Here is a 19,309-nt window from a genome sequence, read left to right as displayed (position 1 = left end):
AACCGAGCAATCAAACCCGTTCGTCCGCATAGGATTGCGCGACCGAAGCGCCTTCACCCACCCCCAGTCGGCTCAGCGTCGCCCACTCGACGCTCTGTTCACACGCTTTGATCATGACCGGAGCACCGATGACCAACCCCGACCAACACCCAGGATCACCGCACACCCAGCGTTCTCCGCTCGAATCCGGCCCCTACGCGCCCCCGCCCTACTACGCCCCCGGACAACCTCCACGGGGATACCCGACGCCGATCCAATACGGCTTCACTCCCCACCAGATCGTGGTGACCCAGGTGGCCGCCCCCAGCAACTCCGCCGGTGTGGCAGGTCTGGTCATCGGCTTCACCGCGTTGCTCTTCTCGTTCATCCCCGTGATCTGATTGATCGCCTGGCTCCTGGCGCCCATCGGTCTGCTGCTCTCCGGAATCGGCATGACCAGACCGCCGAAGGGCGCAGCGATCGCGGGGATGATCCTGTCCGGCTTCGCCCTTCTGATCTGTTTCGCTTGGCTGCTCCTCATCGCCGTCTGACCCCGCGCCCGGCTCTCGACGCCAGCTTCGTCGGCGGAAGATCGCTGAGATCAGTGCAGGACGCGGTAGTGAACGAAGTCCACGCCGCACTCGAAGGACCGACCACCGATTCGCTCGAGCGCGGTGGTCACGCCGTGCTGCGGGAAGTAGGGGATCCCGCCGCCGAGTAGGACCGGATACACCCGCACGCGGTACTCGTCGAGTGCCCCGATCCGAGCGGCCTCGGCGGCCAGCCCGGCACCGCCGACACCGATGTTCCCCTCCCCCGGTTCGGCACGCAGCCGGGCGATCTCGTCACCGAGACCGCCGGCCGCGAGCCGGGTGTTCGCTCCTCGGACCTCGGTGAGCGTCGTGGAGAAGACCACCTTCGGCAGCGCGTTCCACACCCGGGCGAAGACGCGCTCATCATCGTCGAGCGGCTGCGTCTCCTCCGCGTCCTCCCAGTAGAGCATCGTCTCGTAGAGCCGCCGCCCCATCAGGTGCACCGCGAGCCCGCGCACCTCGTCGGTCGCGAACCGGAACACCTCCTTGTCGGGGGCGCCCCAGTCCAGGGAACCGTCCGGGCTGGTGATGTATCCGTCCGCCGACGTGCTCAGGGAATAGGTCACGCTGCGCATCGGCGCTTCACCCACCTCGTCGTCGACTTCTCGATCACCTGCATTGTCCACCGTTTCCGTCCGGACGGGAGGACTGCGCGCGAAGATTCCTCGACAGAGGGCCTGGAGGAGGAGACATGGAAGTCACCGACGACGTCGACGCCGCTTTCGCGACACTGACCACCACGACGCTGGTCGTGCTCGTCGCCGTGTGGTTCATCAGCGCGACGGTCGCGGCGATGATCGCCGAACACCGCGGCCGCAGTATCGCAGCGTTCTTCTTCGTGACGTTCTTCTTCCTCGGCCCGCTCGGTCCCGGCTTCGCGCTGATCGCCCCGCGCGAGTTCCGCGGACGGCCGGTCCCGGCCGGGTCGAACGACGTGCGACCGGTCGCCGAGGGCAGGCGGCGATTCACCTGCCCTCGGTGCGGCGCCGCGAACGACGTCCCGGACGCGGAGACCGCCTACGACTGCTGGCAGTGCGCGGAGCACCGCGCGATCCGGCCCGTGTGACCCGCGGCTACTCCGCCGCCGCGACGGCCGCCACCGGCAGTCCACTGCGGTACGGCGGGGCGATGTCGTGCTCGTCGAAGGCGCGCAGGATCCTGCGGCGCAGCTCGCGCTCGACGGCCCATTGCCGGTTCGCACGCACCCGCACCGTCAGGCGGATGCTGACCCGGTCGGCGGTGGCACCGTCGACGCCCAGCATGTCCGGGGAGCCGAGCACGTCGTCGGAGAGCGGCTCCTCACCCACCGCCTCCAGGGCCGCCTCGAGGGCGACGCGGCAGGCGAGGTCGACGTCGGCGGAGTACGAGATGGGCAGTTGCAGGAACGCCACCGCGTAGTCCTGACTGAAGTTGGCGACCCGCATGATCTCCCCGTTGCGGACGTACCAGAGCGTGCCCTGCACGTCGCGCACCGTCGTGATCCGCATACCCACCGTCTCGACGGTGCCGGTCACCTCGCCGAGGTCGACGACGTCGCCGACGCCGTACTGGTCCTCGATCAGCATGAAGATGCCGGAGATGAAGTCGCGCACCAGGTTCTGCGCGCCGAAGCCCAGGGCCACGCCCACGACGCCGGCGGAGGCGATCAGCGGCGCGACGTTCACGCCGAGGATGGCCAGCGACTGGATGACCACCCAGATCAGCACCAGGAACGAGACCGCGGACTTGAGCACCGAGCCGATCGTCTCGGCCCGCTGCGCCCGTCGGGCCCGGGCCTCGCGGTCGCGCTGCATCTTCGCGGGATCGTCGACAGTGCGTCGACGCACCGTCGACAGCCGGGTGCCGCTGAACCGACTGCTCAGCCTGCCGAGCCCGAATCGCCGTGGCGGAGAGGCGTCGTCGCGCCGGTTGCCGCGGACGAGCCGGTCGATCGCGCGGTGCAGCACGTAGCGCAGGACCACCGCCAGGACGACGTACAGGCCGATCTCCAACGGTTTGTGGATCAGCCACTGCTGCCCCGACACACTGAAGGGAAGAGCTAGATCGGACATGTCCCCGACGTTACGGACGCTGGCGTGAGGCGCAAGTTCCCGCAACGGGGGCTGGGCTCATCAGTGTTCGTGCATCACGTCGTAGATCACCTTGAGCACGCCGTTGGGGTAGGCCTGCGATTCGCGCAGGCGCAGCGCGGTGGCCTCGCGATCCGCGCGCCCGAAGATGCTCTTGCCCGCGCCGAGAAGGTACGGGAAGACGAGGAGGTTGTACCGGTCGATCAGTCCGGCGTCGGCGAGGTTGCGGGCGAGCTCCGCACTGCCGTGGATGAAGATCGAGCCGCCGTCGGTCTGTTTCAGCGCGGCGACGTCCTGCGTGGACCGCAGGATCGTGGTGTCGCCCCAGCCCTCGACGAGGTCGCCCTCGCCGATCGTGCTGGACGCGATGTACTTCGGCAGGTCGTGGTAGGCCGCATGGTCCTCGGACTGCGGCCACACCGCGCCGAACGCCTCGTAGCTGCGCCGGCCGAACAGCAGCGCGGTGGTCTCCCCCAGTTCCTCGCCCTTGAGCGAGAAGGCCTCCGGGAGGAAGTCGTGCCGCGCGACCCAGCCGCCGCTGCGATGGCCCTCGACGGTCCCGCCGGGCGAGTCGGCCACGCCGTCGAGCGTGATGAAGCCCGTGTACACCAGTTCGCGCGTCATGCGCCCACAGTAGTGCGCGGGTCAGATGCGTCACCAGGCCTTGCCCCTCGCACGGGGTCCGGTAATCTCGGGTGCGTCGCGAAAGACATCCGGACGAGGCGCACCGTACCCGGCGAGCGAAAAGACGGTGTGAACCTGAGGAGGTTCGCATCATGGCATGGATCGTTCTGATCATCTCCGGTGTGCTCGAAGCCGTCTGGGCCACCGCACTCGGTAAGTCCGAGGGCTTCTCCAAGCTCACCCCGTCGATCGTCTTCGGCGTCGCCCTGGTCGCCAGCATGGCCGGGCTGGCCTACGCCATGCGGGATCTGCCGACGGGCACCGCGTACGCGGTCTGGGTCGGCATCGGCGCCACACTGACCGTCGTCTACGCGATGGCGACCGGCGAGGAGACCACCTCGCTGATCAAGATCGTCTGCATCATCGCCATCGTGGGCGGGGTCGTCGGGCTCAAGCTCGCGCACTGACCTCGCATCGGTGCGGCCGGGCCGGTCCCGGCCGCACCGGTGTCAGGCGGCGCGGGCGGCCAGCAGGCCGGCCGGATCGAGCACCTCGGCGACGGTGCCGTGGCGCGCCTCCGCGCGACGTACCGCCGTCTCCCACTGCTCCGGATCGGTGAGATCCGCGACCAGGGCGTAGACATCGCCCGACAGAACCGAGACCACGTCGCGGAAGTTCGATCCCACCGCGGTCACGCGGGTTCCGGAACACGCGAGGTCACTCACCATCCGGGCGGTCGCGTCCGTGCCGTCCAGCACCACGATGACGCCCTCTGCAGCAACGTTCTTCATTTCCGACTCCCTTCGCCGTACGCCCGTAACGTTAGGCGACGAAACCTCTTCGCGCGCTGCCGAGAGGCTGTCAATTCGTCAACAGTGCGTTAATTCCCGGCGACGGGTACGGCGGCGAGCCCCATGGCCACACCGTCGAGGATGTCGTGTTCGGAGACCACCAGTTCGGTCACGCCGACGGCGCCGAGGCGCGCGGCCAGCCGCAGCGCCACCAGCGCGCCGCCGCCGATGACGTCGGCGCGGCCGGGATGCATGGGCCCCAGGGCGAGGCGCTCGGCGGAGGTCATGCCGAGGAGCCGGTGGCACAGCGCGGTCAGGTCGTCGAGCGGCACCCGCGAGCCGTGGATCAGGGCGGGGTCGTACTCGGAGAGGCCGTGCGCCAGCGCGGCGAGCGTGGTGAAGGTGCCGGCCACGCCGATCCAGGTCCGCACCCCGTCGAGCGGGACGACGCCGGTCGCCTCGTCGAGGGCGGCGTCGATGTGACCGGTCGCCGTCGCGATCTCGGCCGCGGTCGGCGGGTCGGAGTGCAGCGCGCGCTCGGTGATCCGGACGCAGCCGATATCGGCCGAGAAGGCGTGCGCGACGGCGCCGTCCGAGCCGACGACGAGTTCGGTGGAGCCACCGCCGAGGTCCACGACGAGGGTCGGGTCGGCCGCCGCGAGGCCGACGGTCGCGCCGAGGTAGGAGAGCTCGGCCTCCTCGGTTCCGGCGATCACCTCGGCGCGGGCACCGGGCGTGATCGCGGCCAGCGCGGCCTCCGTCAGGGCGAAGAAGACGTCGCGGTTGGCGACGTCGCGGGCGGCGGAGGTGGCGACCATGCGCACGCGGGTGGCACCGAGTTCCCTCGCCGTGGCGACGTAGTCGTCGAGGGCGACTCGCACCCGCTCGAGCGCCTCGGCGGCGAACTCACCGGTCGCGTCGACCCCCTGGCCGAGCCGGACGATCCGCATCTCGCGGTGCAGCTCCACCAGCCCCGCCTCGGTGGCGCGGGCGACGTACAGGCGGATGCTGTTGGTACCGCAGTCGATCGCCGCGACGACCAGGGGACTCACTCACCACCCCAGGGGAACTGCGGCTCCGGCCAGTCGGCGGGGATCGCGCTGCCGCGCAAGCCGGCCGCGGCGGCGAGCGCGACGGCCTCGTCGCCCAGGCGGACGACGCCCGGCCCCTCGGCGAGGGCGTAGGCGATGAGCACGTGCAGGCACTTCACGCGGTCCGGCATGCCGCCGCCGGTGAAGTCGGTCCCGAGATCCTCTAGGGCGTTGCGGGATTCGAGGTAGTGCCGGTGCGCCGCGCGGTAGTTCTCGGCGATCGATTCGTCGGAGGCGAGCAGCGCCTCCATCTCCCGCATGACGCCGGCGCTCTCCTGGCGGCTGGCCTCGGCGGTGAGCCGCGGGTCCGTCAGGTAGTAGAGCGTGGGGAACGGCGTCCCGTCGGGCAACCGCGGCGCGGTCTTGACCACGGCGGGTTCACCGTCGGGGGTGCGGTACGCGATGGCGAGGACGCCGCGCGGGGCGCGCCCCAGCTGCGCGGCGACACGGTCCAGGTCCGCCTGGTCGACTGCGTCACTCATCAGTGCGGCACCGCGATCGTGCGCCAGACATTGGTGTACCAGGGGTTCTGCTTGGCCTGCTCGGCCTCGATCTGCTCCGGCGTGGGCTTCGGGGCCCCCGGCGTCTGCACCCGGTACGGCGTCTCCCCCGGCATCACGTACTGCAGCCGGATCCGGGCCTCCGCCTTGATGTACTCCGGATCGTCCTGCAGCCGCTTCTGGTCCTCGAGCCGCGCGATGTCGGCGAGCAACTGGGCGTGCTCGGCCGCCACTTTCTCCTCGCGCGCCTGCTCGGACATGTAGGTCCGCACCGGCACGGCGAGGGTGAGGGCGAGGACGCACAGCACGAGGAACAGCACGACGGTCCGCCCCGCGCTCCGACCCTCCGCGCGGGCGCCACCGCCCGACGGGCTGCGCACGAGGCGGGACCTACTGCTCACTTCGGCTGTGCTCCTTCGACTCTCGATGTACTACTGCGGTCAGCTGGTGAACTCGAAGCGCGGGAAGGCGGTGTCGCCGGCGTAGCGCGCGGCGTCGCCCAGCTCCTCCTCGATGCGCAGCAGCTGGTTGTACTTGGCGACGCGCTCCGACCGCGCCGGGGCGCCGGTCTTGATCTGGCCGCTGCCCACGGCGACCGCGAGGTCGGCGATGGTGGTGTCCTCGGTCTCGCCCGAGCGGTGGCTCATCATCGACTTGTAGCCGTTGTTGTGCGCGAGCGCGACGGCGTCCAGCGTCTCGGTGAGGGTGCCGATCTGGTTGACCTTCACCAGGAGCGCGTTGGCGGCGCCGCGCGCGATGCCGTCCTCGAGGCGCTCGGGGTTGGTGACGAACAGGTCGTCGCCGACGAGCTGCACCTTGTCCCCGATGGCGTCGGTGAGGTCGACCCAGCCCTCCCAGTCGTCCTCCGAGAGCGGGTCCTCGATGGAGACCAGCGGGAACTCGCCGACCAGGCCGCGGTAGAACTCGCCCATCTCGGCGGCGCTGAGCACCTTGCCCTCGAACTTGTAGCCCTCGGGCGTGTAGAACTCGGTGGCGGCCACGTCGAGCGCGAGCGCGACGTCGGTGCCGAGGGTGAGGCCGGTCTTGGCGATCGCCTCGGAGATCAGGTCCAGGGCCTCACGGGTGCCGGCGACCGACGGGGCGAAGCCGCCCTCGTCGCCCAGGCCGGTGTTCAGGCCCTTGCTCTTGAGCACCGACTTCAGCGCGTGGTAGACCTCGGCACCCCAGCGCAGGGACTCCTTGAAGGTCTCGGCGCCGATCGGCGCGACCATGAACTCCTGCACGTCGACGCCGCTGTCCGCGTGGGCGCCGCCGTTGAGGATGTTCATCATCGGCACGGGAAGGATGTGCGCGTTCGGGCCGCCGAGGTAGCGGAAGAGGGGCAGCGCGGCCGAGTCGGCGGCGGCCTTCGCGGCGGCGAGCGAGACGCCGAGCAGCGCGTTGGCGCCCAGGCGGCTCTTGTCCGGGGTGCCGTCCAGGTCGAGCAGGGTCTGGTCGATGATGCGCTGCTCGTCGGCCGGGATGCCGATGACCTCGGGCGCGATGACCTCGAGGACGCCCTCGACGGCCTTCGTGACGCCCTTGCCCAGGTAGCGGTCGCCACCGTCGCGGAGCTCCACGGCCTCGTGCTCACCGGTGGACGCACCCGAGGGCACCGCCGCGCGGGCGAAGCTGCCGTCGGCCAGCACGATCTCGACCTCGACCGTGGGGTTGCCACGGGAGTCGAGGATCTCGCGGGCGCCCACCTGGATGATTTCGGACACGGTCTCTCCTTTTGCGCTGGCCGAGCTCGGGGGTGATTCAGCAGCCAGCCTAGTGCCCGGTGCACGCGAGGCGAAGCCCGGCGCGCACGAAGTCCCGATCACACCGATCGGATCTCCTCATACCGCCGCCCCTCGGCGCTACCCTGCGGTCATGCCCATCCCGGTGCTCGACCTCGGCCTCCTCGACACCGAACCCGCGCGGTTCGACGGTGCCGTCCGCGCTGCAGCGCACGACGTGGGCTTCTTCTACCTGACCGGCCACGGGCTCCCGCCCGAGCGGATCGACGAGGTGCTCGCCGTGGCCCGCGCCTTCTTCGCGCTGCCGCAGGCCGAGAAGGACGGCATCGCCATGAGCAATTCGCCGCACTTCCGCGGCTACACCCGGCTCGGCGGCGAGCTCACCCGCGGCGCGGTCGACTGGCGCGAACAGATCGATCTGGGGCGGGATGACCCGCCACCGTCGGGCGAGGACCCGGACGCGCCCGACTACCTGAACCTGCTCGGCCCGAACCAGTGGCCCGCGTCGCTCCCGGAGCTGCGGGAGGTCATGGAGCGCTGGGACGCGGACCTCTCGCGCATCTCCCTGACCCTGCTCCGCTCCTGGGCGCGGTCCCTGGGCGCCGATCCGCACGTCTTCGACGAGGCCTTCGCGACGGAGCCGGCCACCCTGATCAAGGTCGTGCGCTACCCCGCGGGCACCGACTCCGAACAGGGCGTGGGCGCGCACAAGGACTCGGGCGTGCTGACCCTGTTGCTCGTGGACCCCGCATCGGAGGGCCTGCAGGTGCGACCCCCGGGCGCCGACGGCTGGGTGGACGTCCCACCGCTGCGCGGCGCGTTCATCGTCAACATCGGCGAGATGCTCGAGGTCGGGGCGGACGGCTACCTGCGCGCCACCGAACACCGTGTGCGCAACCGCCGCACGGGCGCGGACCGGATCTCCGTGCCGTACTTCTTCAATCCCGCCGTCACCGCCCGGATGCCGCACCTGCCCCTGCCGCCGGAGCTGCGCACGGGCGTCACCGTCGACCCGGACAACCCGATCTTCGCCACCTACGGCGAGAACGCCTGGAAGAGCAGGTTGCGCGCGCACCCCGACGTGGCCGCGCGGCACTACCCGCAAACCGCTTCGTAACCCGGGCGTCGTCCCTATCGTGGGGACCATGACCGGCGCAGCCCCGCTCGTCCTCGTCTACAGCTCCAACGCGCGGCACCGCGCGGAGATCATCGCGGCCCTGGGCACCCGTCCCGCGCCGGACAGACCCCCCATCACGACCCTCGAGGCGGCGACCGCGCCCGCGGTCCTCGCCCGGCTCGACGGGGGCGGCGTCGCGCTCGTGGTCCTCGACGGCGAGGCGGCCCCGGCGGGCGGGATGGGACTGGCCCGGCAGGTGCGCGACGAGATCGAACCGTGCCCGCCGCTGCTGGTCGTCACGGCCCGCACCGCCGACGGCTGGTTGGCACGCTGGTCCCAGGCCGACGCCTGGGTCAGCCACCCGCTCGACCCGTTCGAGCTCGCGGAGACCGCCGGCCGGCTGCTCGCGACCGCAACGCTCTGAAATCAGACACGCTCGCCCCAAAAGCCCACCCCGATCAGACGTAGGACATATAGTTGTGATGCAGCTCACAACCTCACTCAGGGGAGCCTAACCGGTTCTGCTGGCTGGGATTTCGCACACACCGCGGAGGGAGCATCGCCGTGAACCTGTACGTGCCCATCCTCGTACTGGGGGCGATCGCGGCCGCCTTCGCCGTGTTCTCGGTGGGGGTCGCCCGCTTCGTGGGTCCACGCCGGATCAACCGCGCCAAGCTCGAGGCCTACGAGTGCGGCATCGATCCCTCGCCCACGCCCGGCTCCGGCGGCGGACGCTTCCCGGTGAAGTTCTATCTGACCGCGATGCTGTTCATCATCTTCGACATCGAGATCGTCTTCCTCTACCCCTGGGCCGTGCACTTCGACGTACTCGGCACCTACGGACTGCTGGTGATGGCGCTGTTCCTGGTGAACGTCACCGTCGCGTACGCCTACGAGTGGCGCCGGGGAGGCCTGTCGTGGGACTGAACGGGATGATCACGGAGGCCTGCACCCGAAAGGAGGTGCGGCCGTGGGCGTAGAGGACAAGGTCCCGGGCGGATTCCTGCTCTCCACGCTCGAGGTGGTCGCGGGGTACGCCCGGAAGGGATCACTGTGGCCGGCCACCTTCGGCCTGGCGTGCTGCGCCATCGAGATGATGGCCACCACCGGCCCCCGGTTCGACATCGCCCGCTTCGGGATGGAGGCCTTCCGCGCCTCGCCGCGCCAGGCCGACCTGATGATCGTCGCGGGCCGCGTCAGCCAGAAGATGGCGCCCGTCCTGCGGCAGGTGTACGACCAGATGGCCGAGCCGAAATGGGTACTGGCCATGGGTGTCTGCGCCAGCTCTGGCGGCATGTTCAACAACTACGCCGTGGTGCAGGGCGTCGATCACGTGGTCCCGGTGGACATCTATCTGCCGGGCTGCCCGCCCCGCCCGGAGATGCTGCTCAACGCGCTGATCGCCCTGCACGAGAAGGTCGGCCAGACGCCGATGGGCGTCAACCGCGAGGCCGCCCGCCGCGCGGCGGAGGAGGCCGCTCTGGCCTCCCGGCCCACCATCGAGTTCAAGGGCCTGCTGCGATGACGGACTCCCCCGACCTGCCCGAGCCCGGCGGCACCGTCGAACCCGCTGCGCCGCAGCCCGACGTGGTGCGCACCCGGACCGGCATGTTCAGCGGCGGCACCGGCGACACCTCCGGCTACGGGCGGATCACCCGCCCCGTGGTCATGCCCGGGCCCGGCGAGGAGCCCGTGCCCGAGGGCTACGACGGGGTGCTCGCGCGCCTGTGCGATGCACTGACGGGGACCGGCGGCGCTCCCGCGTTCGACGATGCGGTGCACGCCGTCGTGGTCCACCGCGGCGAGGTGACGCTGCGCGTGCCGCGCGAGCACGTGGTGGCCGTGGCGCGGCTGCTGCGCGACGACCCGGCGCTGCGCTTCGAGATGTGCCTGGGCACCTCGGGGGTGCACTTCCCGGACGATGCGGGCTCCGAGCTGCGGGCGGTCACCCACCTGCAGTCGATCACCCACGGTCGCCGGCTGCGCCTCGAAACCTCCTGCCCGGACGCCGATCCGCACATCCCGTCGCTGTTCCCGGTCTACCCGACGAGCGACTGGCACGAGCGGGAGACCTACGACTTCTTCGGCATCGTCTTCGACGGCCACCCGTCGCTCACCCGGATCGAGATGCCGGACGACTGGGAGGGCCACCCGCAGCGCAAGGACTACCCGCTCGGCGGCATCGGCGTCGAGTTCCACGGCGCCGAGATCCCGTCGCCCGACACCCGGAGGTCGTACTCATGACCACCGACTACAGCGAGTTCACCGCGATGGGCTCCGACTGGGACGCCATCGCCGCCGATGCGATCGGCCAGGAGCGGATCGTGGTGAACATGGGCCCCCAGCACCCGTCGACACACGGGGTGCTGCGCCTGATCCTCGAGCTCGACGGCGAGACGGTGACCGAGGCGCGGTGCGGGATCGGCTTCCTGCACACCGGCATCGAGAAGAACCTTGAGTTCCGCAACTGGACTCAGGGCACCACCTTCGTCACCCGGATGGACTACCTGGCACCGCTGTTCAACGAGGCGGCGTACTGCCTCGCGGTGGAGAAGCTGCTCGGCGTCACCCAGGAGATCCCCGAGCGCGCGACGGTGATCCGCGTACTGATGATGGAGCTCAACCGGATCACCAGCCACCTCGTCGCCCTCGCCACGGGCGGCATGGAACTGGGCGCGGTCTCCCCCATGCTCAAGGGATTCGAGATCCGCGAGCAGATCCTCGACGTCTTCGAGACCATCACCGGCCTGCGGATGAACCACGCCTACATCCGCCCCGGCGGGGTCGCCGCGGACCTGCCCGACGAAGCCGTGCCGCAGATCCGCGAGCTGCTGCGGACGCTGCCGAAACAGCTGGCCTCGATGGCGTCCATGCTCACCGAGAACCCGATCTGGATCGCCCGGACCAAGAACATCGGCTACCTCGATCTCACCGGGTGCATGGCGCTCGGTGTCACCGGCCCGGTGCTGCGCTCCACCGGCCTTCCACACGACCTGCGGCGCAGCGAACCCTACTGCGGCTACGAGGACTACGAGTTCGACGTCATCGCAGACAACGGCTGCGACTGCTACGGCCGGTACCTGATCCGCGTCCGGGAGATGAGCGAGTCGCTGCGCATCGTCGAGCAGTGCCTCGACAAGCTCGCCCCCGGACCGGTGATGGTCGACGACGCCCGGCTGGGCTGGCCGGCCGACCTCGCGGTCGGCCCGGACGGCCTGGGCAATTCGCGCGCCCACATCGCGGAGATCATGGGCGAGTCGATGGAATCGCTGATCCACCACTTCAAGCTGGTCACCGAGGGCTTCGCGGTCCCCCCGGGCCAGGTCGCGGTCTCCGTCGAGGCGCCCCGGGGCGAGCTCCTGGTGCACGCGGTCAGCGACGGCGGGACCCGGCCGTACCGGGTGCACTTCCGGGACCCGTCGTTCACGAATCTGCAGGCGGTGGCGGCGATGTGCGAGGGCGGCATGGTCTCGGACGTGATCGCCGCCGTCGCCAGCATCGACCCGGTGATGGGAGGGGTGGACCGATGAGCGAGCCCGTCTTCCTCGAATTCGGCGCGCGGCCGCAGGAGTCCGTGCAGCTCTACCGGCCCGGCGCCGCCACCGAGTACCCCGCGGAGGTCGCGGAGCGCCTCACCGCCGACGCGGAGCACCTCATCGCCCGGTACCCCGAGAAGCGGTCCGCGCTGCTGCCACTACTGCACCTGGTGCAGTCCGAAGACGGCTACATCACTCCCGCCGGCATCGAGTTCTGCGCCGCCGCCCTGGACCTCACCGCCGCGGAGGTCGTGGCCGTCGCCACCTTCTACTCGATGTACCGGCGCAACCCCACCGGCGACTACCTCGTGGGCGTCTGCACCACCACGTTGTGCGCGGTCCTCGGCGGCGACGCGATCCTCTTCTCGCTGTGCGAGCATCTCGGGATCGCACCCGGTGCAACCACGCCGGACGGGAAGGTCACCGTCGAACGGATCGAGTGCAACGCGGCGTGCGACTACGCCCCCGTCGTCATGGTCAACTGGGAGTTCTTCGACGATCAGACGGTAGCGAGTGCGCGCGCCCTGGTGGACGCGCTGCGCGAGGGGCGGCCCCCGTCGCCCACCCGCGGCGCACCGCTGTGCTCGTTCCGCGAGACCGCCCGGCTCCTGGCGGGATTCGACGACGACCGTCCCGGCGCCGTCTCCGCCTCGGGCGTGGGTGGCGCGCCCACGCTGGCCGGACTCCAGGCCGCCCGGGAGGCGGAATCGTGACCGCACACCTGACGCCCGTGCTCTCCGCCCACTGGGGCGATGCCGAGCCCTGGACCCTCGACTCCTACCGCGCGGCCGGTGGCTACGCCGGACTCGACCGCGCGCTCGCCATGACACCCGACGAGGTGATCGAACTCGTCAAGGACGCGGGTCTGCGCGGTCGCGGCGGGGCGGGCTTCCCGACGGGCCTGAAGTGGAGCTTCATCCCGCAGCTGCGCGAGGGCGAGGACCCGAAGCCCGGTGCCGACAAGCCGCACTACTTGGTGGTCAACGCCGACGAGTCCGAGCCCGGCACGTGCAAGGACATGCCTCTCATGTTCGCCACGCCGCACACCCTCATCGAGGGCGTCATCATCGCCTCCTACGCGATCCGCGCGCAGCGGGCCTTCATCTACGTCCGAGGCGAGGTGCTGGGGGTGCAGCGACGGCTGCGCGCCGCCGTCGCCGAGGCGTACGCGGCGGGCTACCTCGGCAAACCGCTCGGCCGGAACGGCTTCCACCTCGATCTCGTGGTCCACGGCGGCGCCGGCGCCTACATCTGCGGCGAGGAGACCGCGCTGCTGGACTCCCTGGAGGGCCGCCGCGGACAGCCGCGGCTGCGTCCGCCGTTCCCCGCGGTCGCCGGCCTCTACGCCTCGCCGACGTGCGTGAACAACGCCGAGTCGATCGCGAGCGTGCCCGCGATCCTCACGCGCGGCGCGCAGTGGTTCCGCACGATGGGCAGCGAGAAGTCGCCCGGCTTCACCCTGTACTCGGTCTCCGGGCACGTGGTGCGGCCCGGCCAGTACGAGGCGGCGCTCGGCGTCACGCTCCGCGAGATGCTCGAGCTCGCCGGTGGCGTCCGCCCCGGCCACGAGCTGAAGTTCTGGACCCCCGGCGGATCGTCGACACCGCTGCTCACCGCGGAGCACCTGGACGTGCCGCTCGATTACGAGGGCGTCGCCGGCGCGGGATCGATGCTGGGCACCAAGGCCCTGCAGATCTTCGACGACACCGTGTGCGTGGTGCGGGCGGTCCTGCGCTGGCTGGAGTTCTACGCGCACGAGTCGTGCGGCAAGTGCACGCCGTGTCGCGAGGGCACGTACTGGCTGGTGCGACTGCTGCGCCGGCTCGAGGAGGGCGAGGGCCGCGCGGAGGATCTTCACACGCTGGCGGAGGTCGCGGACGGCGTGCTCGGTAAGGCCTTCTGCGCGCTCGGCGACGGCGCCGCGAGCCCGATCCAGAGCTCCCTGAAGTACTTCCGCGCGGAGTACGAGCGGCACGTCGCCGAGGGAGCCTGCCCCTTCGATCCCGCGGCCTCGATGCGTGAGGCCCCGGTACCGGGAGGTGCCGCATGACCACGCCGGAGAACATCAGGGCCACCATCGACGGTGTCGAGATCGAGGTCCCGCCGGGCACTCTCGTGATCCGCGCCGCCGAGCAGCTCGGCATCGCGATCCCGCGGTTCTGCGATCACCCGCTGCTCGCCCCGGCCGGCGCCTGCCGGCAGTGCCTCGTGGAGGTGGAGGGGCAGCGCAAGCCCCTCGCCTCCTGCACCACGACGGTGACCGACGGCATGATCGTGCGCACCCAGGCCACGTCCGCGGCCGCCGCCGGCGCGCAGCGCAGCGTGATGGAGTTGCTGCTGGTGAACCACCCGCTGGACTGCCCGGTGTGCGACAAGGGCGGCGAGTGCCCGCTGCAGAACCAGGCCATGTCCGCCGGCCGGGCCACATCCCGGTTCCCGTCCGCCGACAAGCGCACCTACCCCAAACCCATTCCGCTCTCGGCGGAGATCGTGCTCGACCGCGAGCGCTGCGTGCTCTGCGCCCGGTGCACCCGTTTCTCCGACGAGATCGCCGGCGACGACTTCATCGAGCTCATGGATCGCGGCGCGCTGCAGCAGGTGGGCGTCGCAGGCGATCAGCCGCTCGACTCGTACTTCTCCGGGAACACGGTGCAGATCTGCCCCGTCGGCGCGCTCACGAACACCTCGTACCGGTTCCGCGCCCGGCCCTTCGACCTGACCTCCACGCCGTCGGCGTGCGAGCACTGCGCCAGCGGCTGTGCACTGCGGATCGATCACCGCCGCGGCGAGGTGCTGCGCCGCCTCGCGGGCGACGACCCGGAGGTCAACGAGGAGTGGAACTGCGACAAGGGCCGCTGGGCGTTCACCTATGCGACGCAACCGGACCGGTTGAGCACCCCACTGATCCGCGACGCCGACGGCGTGCTCGTCCCCGCCTCGTGGCCCGAGGCCATCGCGGCCGCCGCGCGGGGCCTGACGGGGCGTGCGGCGGGCGTGCTCGCCGGCGGACGCGGCACCGTCGAGGACCTCTACGCCTACTCCGCGTTCGCACGTATCGCGCTGCACACCAACGACATCGACTTCCGCATCCGCCCGCACAGCACGGAGGAGGCGACGTTCCTCGCCTCGGGCGCGATCGATGCGCTGACCTACGCCGACCTCGACACCGCGCCCGTCGTGCTCCTCGCGGGCTTCGAGCCGGAGGAGGAATCACCCATCGTCCACCTGCGGCTGCGCAAGGCCGTGCGGGCCGGGCGCACGCGGGTGCTCTCCGTCGCCCCCTTCGCCTCGCGAGGCCTGTCCCGCCTGCGCGGCGAGCTGATCGCCTGTGTGCCCGGCGGCGAGTCCGGCGTCCTCGCGGACCCCGCTCTCCCCGAGCGCCTCTCGTCCCCTGGATCGGTGATCCTCGTCGGCGAGCGGCTCGCCGAGGCCCCCGGTGCGCTCGCCGCAGCCGCCGCCCTGGCCGCGAGCAGCGGAGCGCGGTTGGCGTGGATCCCGCGCCGTGCGGGTGAGCCCGGCGCCGTCGCGGCGGGCGCGCTCGCCGGCATGCTCCCCGGCGGCCGCCTCACCACCAACCACACCCACCGCATCGACGTCGAGGCGCACTGGGGCGTGACGCTGCCCGACGGTCCCGGCCGCGACACCACCGGGATCCTCGCCGCCGCGGCGGCGGGCGAGCTGCCCGCGCTGGTCTGCGGAGCGGTCGACATCGGTGACCTGCCCGATCCGCGGGCGGCACGACGGGCTCTCGACGCCGCCTTCGTCGTCAGTCTGGAGCAGCGGGAGTCCGAGGTCACCGCGCGAGCCGACGTGGTCCTCCCGGTCGCCACGGTGGCCCAGCGCGCGGGCACCTTCCGCACCTGGGAGGGACGCGAGCGCCCGTTCGGCGCGGCGCTCCCCACCCCCGGCGCGCTCGCCGACGCCCGCGTGCTCGCCGTCCTCGCCCAGGCGATGCGCGCCGATCTCGGCTTCACCGACACCGAGGGTGCTGCCGCCTCCCTCCGCGCCCTCGGCTCGGTCCGGCAGCCCCGGCGGACCGTCACCGGGCGCACCGGCACCGTCGCCGCTCCCGGCGACGGCGAGGCCGTCCTCGCGACCTGGCGGCAGCTGCTCGACCTCGGTCGCGGGCAGGACGGCGAACCGGATCTCGCCGCCACCGCGCGGCCGCCCGTCGCGCGGATGTCGGCGGCCACGGCGACGGGGATCCTCGCCGCGGACGGCAGCGCCGTCTCCCTGTCCACCGATCGCGGCACCATCACCCTGCCTCTCGAGATCACGGACATGCCCGATCACGTGGTGTGGGTACCGCGGAACTCGCCCGGCAGCACCGTCGCCGAGACGCTGGGCGTCGGCTGGGGCGCCGTGGTCGGGATCGGGGTGGCGCGATGATCACCGCCCTCGGTCCCCACGACCCCGTCGACCTCTCCGCCTTCGGCCGCGACCCGTGGTGGCTGGTCCTGGCGAAAGCCGTCGCGATCTTCGCGTTCCTCGTGTTGACGGTCCTCGCCGCGATCCTCATCGAGCGCAAGGTCATGGCCCGCATGCAGCACCGGTACGGACCGAACCGGCTGGGCCCCTTCGGCATCCTGCAATCCCTCGCGGACGGCATCAAGCTCGCGCTCAAGGAGGGCATCACGCCTGCGGGCGTCGACAAGCCCGTCTACCTGCTCGCGCCGATCATCGCGACGATCCCCGCCTTCATGGCCTTCGCCGTGATCCCCTTCGGACCGCAGGTCTCGGTGTTCGGGACGTGGACGCCCCTGCAGCTCACGGACCTTCCGGTGGCGGTGCTCTACATCCTCGCGATCACCAGCATCGGCGTGTACGGCATCGTGCTCGCGGGCTGGTCCTCCGGTTCCACCTACCCACTGCTCGGCGGCCTGCGCAGCACAGCGCAGGTGATCAGCTACGAGGTGGCGATGGGCCTGAGCTTCGCCGCCGTCTTCCTGTACGCGGGCACCATGGCCACCTCCGGCATCGTCGCCCGGCAGGAGGGCACCTGGTACGTCTTCCTGCTGCTCCCGTCGTTCGTCGTCTACGTGGTCTCCATGGTCGGCGAGACCAACCGCGCCCCGTTCGATCTGCCCGAGGCCGAGGGCGAGCTGGTGGGCGGCTTCCACACCGAGTACAGCTCGCTGAAGTTCGCCATGTTCATGCTCGCGGAGTACGTCAACATGACCACCGTCTCCGCGCTCGCGACCACCTTGTTCCTCGGCGGCTGGCACGCTCCGTGGCCGCTGAACCTGTGGGACGGCGCGAATTCCGGGTGGTGGCCCGTGCTGTGGTTCGTCGGCAAGGTGTGGTGCTTCCTGATCGCCTTCATCTGGCTGCGCACCACGCTGCCGCGCCTGCGCTACGACCAGTTCATGCGGTTCGGCTGGCAACTACTCATCCCGACCGCGCTGGCGTGGGTGCTCGTGGCCGGGGCCGTCCAGGCCTGGGCGCTCGCCGGGCACGCGACGACGGTGCTGGCCCCCGTGGTCTCGCTGCTCTTCACACTCGCCGTACTCGCCGTCCTGGTGGCGCGGCACCGTCGGCAGAAGGCACCCGACCCCGGGCCGGATCCGGAAACCTTCTCCCTGCCCTTCGACCCGATGGCCGGCGGCTTCCCGGTGCCGCCCCTGCCGGGCCAGTACCCGTCCGAGCCCGCCCGGCGAGCCCTGCCGAGCGAGGCCCACGCGAAGGAGGCGTCCCATGGCTGATCCCCTCGGCCTCGCCGGGTTCGGCGTGACCCTGCGCACCATGTTCAGCAAGCCGGTCACTGAGAACTACCCCGAGCAGCCCTCGCCCGTCGCCGGGCGCTTTCACGGTCGGCACCAGCTCAACCGGTACGCCGACGGGCTCGAGAAGTGCATCGGGTGCGAGCTGTGCGCGTGGAGCTGCCCGGCGGACGCCATCTACGTGGAGGGCGCCGACAACACCGAGGAGGAGCGCTACTCCCCCGGCGAGCGGTACGGCCGGACGTACCAGATCAACTACCTGCGGTGCATCGGCTGCGGCCTGTGCGTGGAGGCCTGCCCGACCCGCGCGCTGACGATGACCGACGACTACGAGATGGCCGACCGCGACCGCGGCGCCCTGATCTACGACAAGGACGATCTGCTCGCGCCGCTGCACGAGGGCGAGGTGCCTCCGCCGCACGCGATGCGCGAGGGCCTCACCGCCGCCGACTACTACCGGGGCGAGGTGGACTCGTGACCGGGGAGGAGTGGGCGTTCTGGATCGTGGCCGTGCCCGCGGTGCTGTTCGCGCTCGGCGTCGTGCTCGCCTCCAAGGCCGTCTACTCGGCGCTGTGCCTGGCGGCCACCATGATCCTGCTCGCCGTCGCCTACATCGCGCAGGGCGCGACCTTCCTCGGCGTGGTGCAGGTGGTGGTCTACACCGGTGCCGTGATGATGCTGTTCCTGTTCGTGGTCATGCTGGTCGGCGTCGACTCCTCCGATTCCCTGGTCGAGACGCTGCGCGGGCACCGGATCGCCGCCGCCGCGGCGGGACTCGGGTTCGGGCTGCTGCTCATCGGCCTCGTGGCCCGCGCCTCCCTGCCGGGCCCGGCGGCACCGTCGGGCACGTATCCCCCGAACTCCGTGGAGGCCCTGGCGGACACCGTCTTCGTGCGCTACGTCTGGTCCTTCGAGCTCACGGCGGCGCTGCTCATCACCGCCACGCTGGGCGCGATGATCCTCGCGCACCGCGAGAAGCTGGCGACGGCGCTGAGCCAGCGCGAGCAGTCGATCCGCCGGTTCCGCGAGGGCCGGCGCGCCACGCCGCTGCCCAACCCCGGCGTCTACGCCCTCGGCAACGCGGTCGACCTGCCGGCCCGCCTGCCCGACGGTTCGCCCGCCCTCGACTCCGTCAACCACACGCTCACCCCGCGCGTGCCCGGCGAGCGGCGAGCGCTGCCCGATCGCGCGCCCTCGCTCGACGACGAGCTCCCGCACGCACTCCGCGACGAGGAGGTCTCGCCGTGAACCCGCACCTGTACCTGTACCTCGCGGCGCTGCTGTTCGCGATCGGCTCCGCCGGGGTGCTGCTGCGCCGCAACGCGATCGTGGTGTTCATGTGCGTCGAGCTGATGCTCAACGCCGCCAACCTGGCGCTGGTCACCGCGGGCCGGATGCACGCCGTGCCGCAGGGGCAGGTGCTCGCCTTCTTCACGATGGTCGTGGCCGCCGCCGAGGTGGTGGTCGGACTCGCGATCATCATCGCCATCTTCCGGGTCCGGCGGTCCGTGTCCGTCGACGAACCGCACCTGCTGAGGCGGTGAGAC

The 19,309-nt window shown here is 71.1% G+C and carries 24 protein-coding genes and 1 riboswitch; of the genes, 16 read left to right on the top strand and 8 right to left on the bottom strand.

Annotated features, from left to right (window positions below):
- Positions 1-113 precede the first annotated feature (113 nt).
- A complete protein-coding gene (locus BLQ62_RS23250; protein ID WP_139184167.1) occupies positions 114-380 on the top strand; it encodes a hypothetical protein in 267 nt (88 codons plus the stop codon).
- Positions 381-580: 200 nt separating this feature from the next.
- Here the strand turns inward: BLQ62_RS23250 and BLQ62_RS06440 are convergent, their stop codons facing one another.
- A complete protein-coding gene (locus tag BLQ62_RS06440) occupies positions 581-1,147 on the bottom strand; it encodes a dihydrofolate reductase family protein (protein WP_068566645.1) in 567 nt (188 codons plus the stop codon).
- Between the two features lie 116 nt (positions 1,148-1,263).
- Between BLQ62_RS06440 and BLQ62_RS06435 the strand changes: the two genes are divergently transcribed.
- Positions 1,264-1,638, top strand: coding sequence for a hypothetical protein (locus BLQ62_RS06435; protein WP_068566647.1), 375 nt, complete (start codon positions 1,264-1,266; stop codon positions 1,636-1,638).
- A 7-nt stretch (positions 1,639-1,645) separates the two neighbouring features.
- Here the strand turns inward: BLQ62_RS06435 and BLQ62_RS06430 are convergent, their stop codons facing one another.
- Positions 1,646-2,623, bottom strand: a complete 978-nt coding sequence (locus tag BLQ62_RS06430) for a mechanosensitive ion channel family protein (protein ID WP_068532780.1) — start codon at positions 2,621-2,623, stop codon at positions 1,646-1,648.
- A 60-nt stretch (positions 2,624-2,683) separates the two neighbouring features.
- Positions 2,684-3,265 (bottom strand): dihydrofolate reductase family protein, encoded by a 582-nt coding sequence (locus BLQ62_RS06425; RefSeq protein WP_068566649.1) that lies wholly within the window; start codon positions 3,263-3,265, stop codon positions 2,684-2,686.
- A gap of 70 nt (positions 3,266-3,335) precedes the next feature.
- Positions 3,336-3,399, top strand: a riboswitch (guanidine-III (ykkC-III) riboswitch).
- An 18-nt stretch (positions 3,400-3,417) separates the two neighbouring features.
- Between BLQ62_RS06425 and BLQ62_RS06420 the strand changes: the two genes are divergently transcribed.
- Positions 3,418-3,732, top strand: coding sequence for a DMT family transporter (locus tag BLQ62_RS06420; RefSeq protein ID WP_068533684.1), 315 nt, complete (start codon positions 3,418-3,420; stop codon positions 3,730-3,732).
- Positions 3,733-3,774: 42 nt separating this feature from the next.
- Here the strand turns inward: BLQ62_RS06420 and BLQ62_RS06415 are convergent, their stop codons facing one another.
- The 5 genes from BLQ62_RS06415 to eno form a co-directional block, all read right to left on the bottom strand.
- Positions 3,775-4,056 (bottom strand): Rossmann-fold NAD(P)-binding domain-containing protein, encoded by a 282-nt coding sequence (locus tag BLQ62_RS06415; protein ID WP_068532788.1) that lies wholly within the window; start codon positions 4,054-4,056, stop codon positions 3,775-3,777.
- 89 nt (positions 4,057-4,145) lie between these two features.
- On the bottom strand, positions 4,146-5,108 hold the full coding sequence (locus tag BLQ62_RS06410; protein ID WP_115391389.1) for a Ppx/GppA phosphatase family protein: 963 nt from the start codon (positions 5,106-5,108) through the stop codon (positions 4,146-4,148).
- Entirely contained in the window at positions 5,105-5,629 is a 525-nt protein-coding gene (locus tag BLQ62_RS06405; RefSeq protein ID WP_068532793.1) for a DUF501 domain-containing protein, read from the bottom strand. Before BLQ62_RS06405 ends, BLQ62_RS06410 begins: the two co-directional genes overlap by 4 nt.
- Positions 5,629-6,048, bottom strand: coding sequence for an FtsB family cell division protein (locus tag BLQ62_RS06400; protein WP_068532796.1), 420 nt, complete (start codon positions 6,046-6,048; stop codon positions 5,629-5,631). The genes BLQ62_RS06405 and BLQ62_RS06400 overlap by 1 nt, the downstream gene beginning before the upstream one ends.
- 39 nt (positions 6,049-6,087) lie before the next feature.
- Positions 6,088-7,371 carry a phosphopyruvate hydratase gene (eno, locus tag BLQ62_RS06395; RefSeq protein WP_068532799.1) on the bottom strand — a complete coding sequence of 428 codons (1,284 nt, stop codon included), beginning with the start codon at positions 7,369-7,371 and terminating at the stop codon, positions 6,088-6,090.
- A 151-nt stretch (positions 7,372-7,522) separates the two neighbouring features.
- On the opposite strand from eno, the gene BLQ62_RS06390 reads away from it, so the two are divergent.
- From BLQ62_RS06390 to nuoK, 13 genes are all read left to right on the top strand, one after another.
- Entirely contained in the window at positions 7,523-8,506 is a 984-nt protein-coding gene (locus BLQ62_RS06390; protein WP_068566651.1) for an isopenicillin N synthase family dioxygenase, read from the top strand.
- 28 nt (positions 8,507-8,534) lie between these two features.
- On the top strand, positions 8,535-8,930 hold the full coding sequence (locus tag BLQ62_RS06385; RefSeq protein ID WP_068566653.1) for a hypothetical protein: 396 nt from the start codon (positions 8,535-8,537) through the stop codon (positions 8,928-8,930).
- Between the two features lie 140 nt (positions 8,931-9,070).
- Complete coding sequence (locus BLQ62_RS06380) at positions 9,071-9,433, top strand: NADH-quinone oxidoreductase subunit A (protein WP_068532805.1); 363 nt, start codon at positions 9,071-9,073, stop codon at positions 9,431-9,433.
- A gap of 43 nt (positions 9,434-9,476) precedes the next feature.
- On the top strand, positions 9,477-10,031 hold the full coding sequence (locus BLQ62_RS06375; RefSeq protein WP_068532808.1) for a NuoB/complex I 20 kDa subunit family protein: 555 nt from the start codon (positions 9,477-9,479) through the stop codon (positions 10,029-10,031).
- Positions 10,028-10,750, top strand: a complete 723-nt coding sequence (locus BLQ62_RS06370) for an NADH-quinone oxidoreductase subunit C (RefSeq protein WP_068566654.1) — start codon at positions 10,028-10,030, stop codon at positions 10,748-10,750. Before BLQ62_RS06375 ends, BLQ62_RS06370 begins: the two co-directional genes overlap by 4 nt.
- Positions 10,747-12,036, top strand: coding sequence for an NADH-quinone oxidoreductase subunit D (locus BLQ62_RS06365; RefSeq protein WP_068566656.1), 1,290 nt, complete (start codon positions 10,747-10,749; stop codon positions 12,034-12,036). Before BLQ62_RS06370 ends, BLQ62_RS06365 begins: the two co-directional genes overlap by 4 nt.
- Entirely contained in the window at positions 12,033-12,755 is a 723-nt protein-coding gene (gene nuoE / locus BLQ62_RS06360; RefSeq protein ID WP_068566658.1) for an NADH-quinone oxidoreductase subunit NuoE, read from the top strand. Before BLQ62_RS06365 ends, nuoE begins: the two co-directional genes overlap by 4 nt.
- Positions 12,752-14,092, top strand: coding sequence for an NADH-quinone oxidoreductase subunit NuoF (gene nuoF, locus BLQ62_RS06355; protein ID WP_414929915.1), 1,341 nt, complete (start codon positions 12,752-12,754; stop codon positions 14,090-14,092). The genes nuoE and nuoF overlap by 4 nt, the downstream gene beginning before the upstream one ends.
- Positions 14,089-16,431: an NADH-quinone oxidoreductase subunit G gene (locus BLQ62_RS06350; RefSeq protein WP_068566660.1), complete on the top strand. Its 2,343-nt coding sequence runs from the start codon at positions 14,089-14,091 to the stop codon at positions 16,429-16,431. Before nuoF ends, BLQ62_RS06350 begins: the two co-directional genes overlap by 4 nt.
- Positions 16,428-17,744, top strand: coding sequence for an NADH-quinone oxidoreductase subunit NuoH (gene nuoH / locus BLQ62_RS06345; protein ID WP_068566662.1), 1,317 nt, complete (start codon positions 16,428-16,430; stop codon positions 17,742-17,744). Before BLQ62_RS06350 ends, nuoH begins: the two co-directional genes overlap by 4 nt.
- The gene (gene nuoI, locus BLQ62_RS06340) at positions 17,737-18,240 is read left to right on the top strand and encodes an NADH-quinone oxidoreductase subunit NuoI (protein WP_068566664.1); all 504 of its coding nucleotides are present in this window, start codon (positions 17,737-17,739) and stop codon (positions 18,238-18,240) included. Before nuoH ends, nuoI begins: the two co-directional genes overlap by 8 nt.
- Entirely contained in the window at positions 18,237-19,010 is a 774-nt protein-coding gene (locus BLQ62_RS06335) for an NADH-quinone oxidoreductase subunit J (protein WP_068566666.1), read from the top strand. Before nuoI ends, BLQ62_RS06335 begins: the two co-directional genes overlap by 4 nt.
- A complete protein-coding gene (gene nuoK / locus BLQ62_RS06330; protein ID WP_068532832.1) occupies positions 19,007-19,306 on the top strand; it encodes an NADH-quinone oxidoreductase subunit NuoK in 300 nt (99 codons plus the stop codon). Before BLQ62_RS06335 ends, nuoK begins: the two co-directional genes overlap by 4 nt.
- The last annotated feature ends 3 nt before the right edge of the window (positions 19,307-19,309 follow it).

The sequence above is a fragment of the Tsukamurella pulmonis genome (genome assembly GCF_900103175.1).
Classification (GTDB): Bacteria; Actinomycetota; Actinomycetes; order Mycobacteriales; family Mycobacteriaceae; genus Tsukamurella; species Tsukamurella pulmonis.
Note: the sequence above shows the minus strand (reverse complement) of the source record. Positions and strands in the feature narration are given on the sequence as shown.

Coding starts and splice junctions, on each gene's coding strand:
- BLQ62_RS23250 (WP_139184167.1), top strand. CDS start 114: ATGACCGGAGCACCGATGACCAACCCCGACCAACACCCAGGATCACCG.
- BLQ62_RS06440 (WP_068566645.1), bottom strand. CDS start 1,147: ATGCGCAGCGTGACCTATTCCCTGAGCACGTCGGCGGACGGATACATC.
- BLQ62_RS06435 (WP_068566647.1), top strand. CDS start 1,264: ATGGAAGTCACCGACGACGTCGACGCCGCTTTCGCGACACTGACCACC.
- BLQ62_RS06430 (WP_068532780.1), bottom strand. CDS start 2,623: ATGTCCGATCTAGCTCTTCCCTTCAGTGTGTCGGGGCAGCAGTGGCTG.
- BLQ62_RS06425 (WP_068566649.1), bottom strand. CDS start 3,265: ATGACGCGCGAACTGGTGTACACGGGCTTCATCACGCTCGACGGCGTG.
- BLQ62_RS06420 (WP_068533684.1), top strand. CDS start 3,418: ATGGCATGGATCGTTCTGATCATCTCCGGTGTGCTCGAAGCCGTCTGG.
- BLQ62_RS06415 (WP_068532788.1), bottom strand. CDS start 4,056: ATGAAGAACGTTGCTGCAGAGGGCGTCATCGTGGTGCTGGACGGCACG.
- BLQ62_RS06405 (WP_068532793.1), bottom strand. CDS start 5,629: ATGAGTGACGCAGTCGACCAGGCGGACCTGGACCGTGTCGCCGCGCAG.
- BLQ62_RS06390 (WP_068566651.1), top strand. CDS start 7,523: ATGCCCATCCCGGTGCTCGACCTCGGCCTCCTCGACACCGAACCCGCG.
- BLQ62_RS06385 (WP_068566653.1), top strand. CDS start 8,535: ATGACCGGCGCAGCCCCGCTCGTCCTCGTCTACAGCTCCAACGCGCGG.
- BLQ62_RS06370 (WP_068566654.1), top strand. CDS start 10,028: ATGACGGACTCCCCCGACCTGCCCGAGCCCGGCGGCACCGTCGAACCC.
- BLQ62_RS06365 (WP_068566656.1), top strand. CDS start 10,747: ATGACCACCGACTACAGCGAGTTCACCGCGATGGGCTCCGACTGGGAC.
- nuoE (WP_068566658.1), top strand. CDS start 12,033: ATGAGCGAGCCCGTCTTCCTCGAATTCGGCGCGCGGCCGCAGGAGTCC.
- BLQ62_RS06350 (WP_068566660.1), top strand. CDS start 14,089: ATGACCACGCCGGAGAACATCAGGGCCACCATCGACGGTGTCGAGATC.
- nuoH (WP_068566662.1), top strand. CDS start 16,428: ATGATCACCGCCCTCGGTCCCCACGACCCCGTCGACCTCTCCGCCTTC.
- nuoI (WP_068566664.1), top strand. CDS start 17,737: ATGGCTGATCCCCTCGGCCTCGCCGGGTTCGGCGTGACCCTGCGCACC.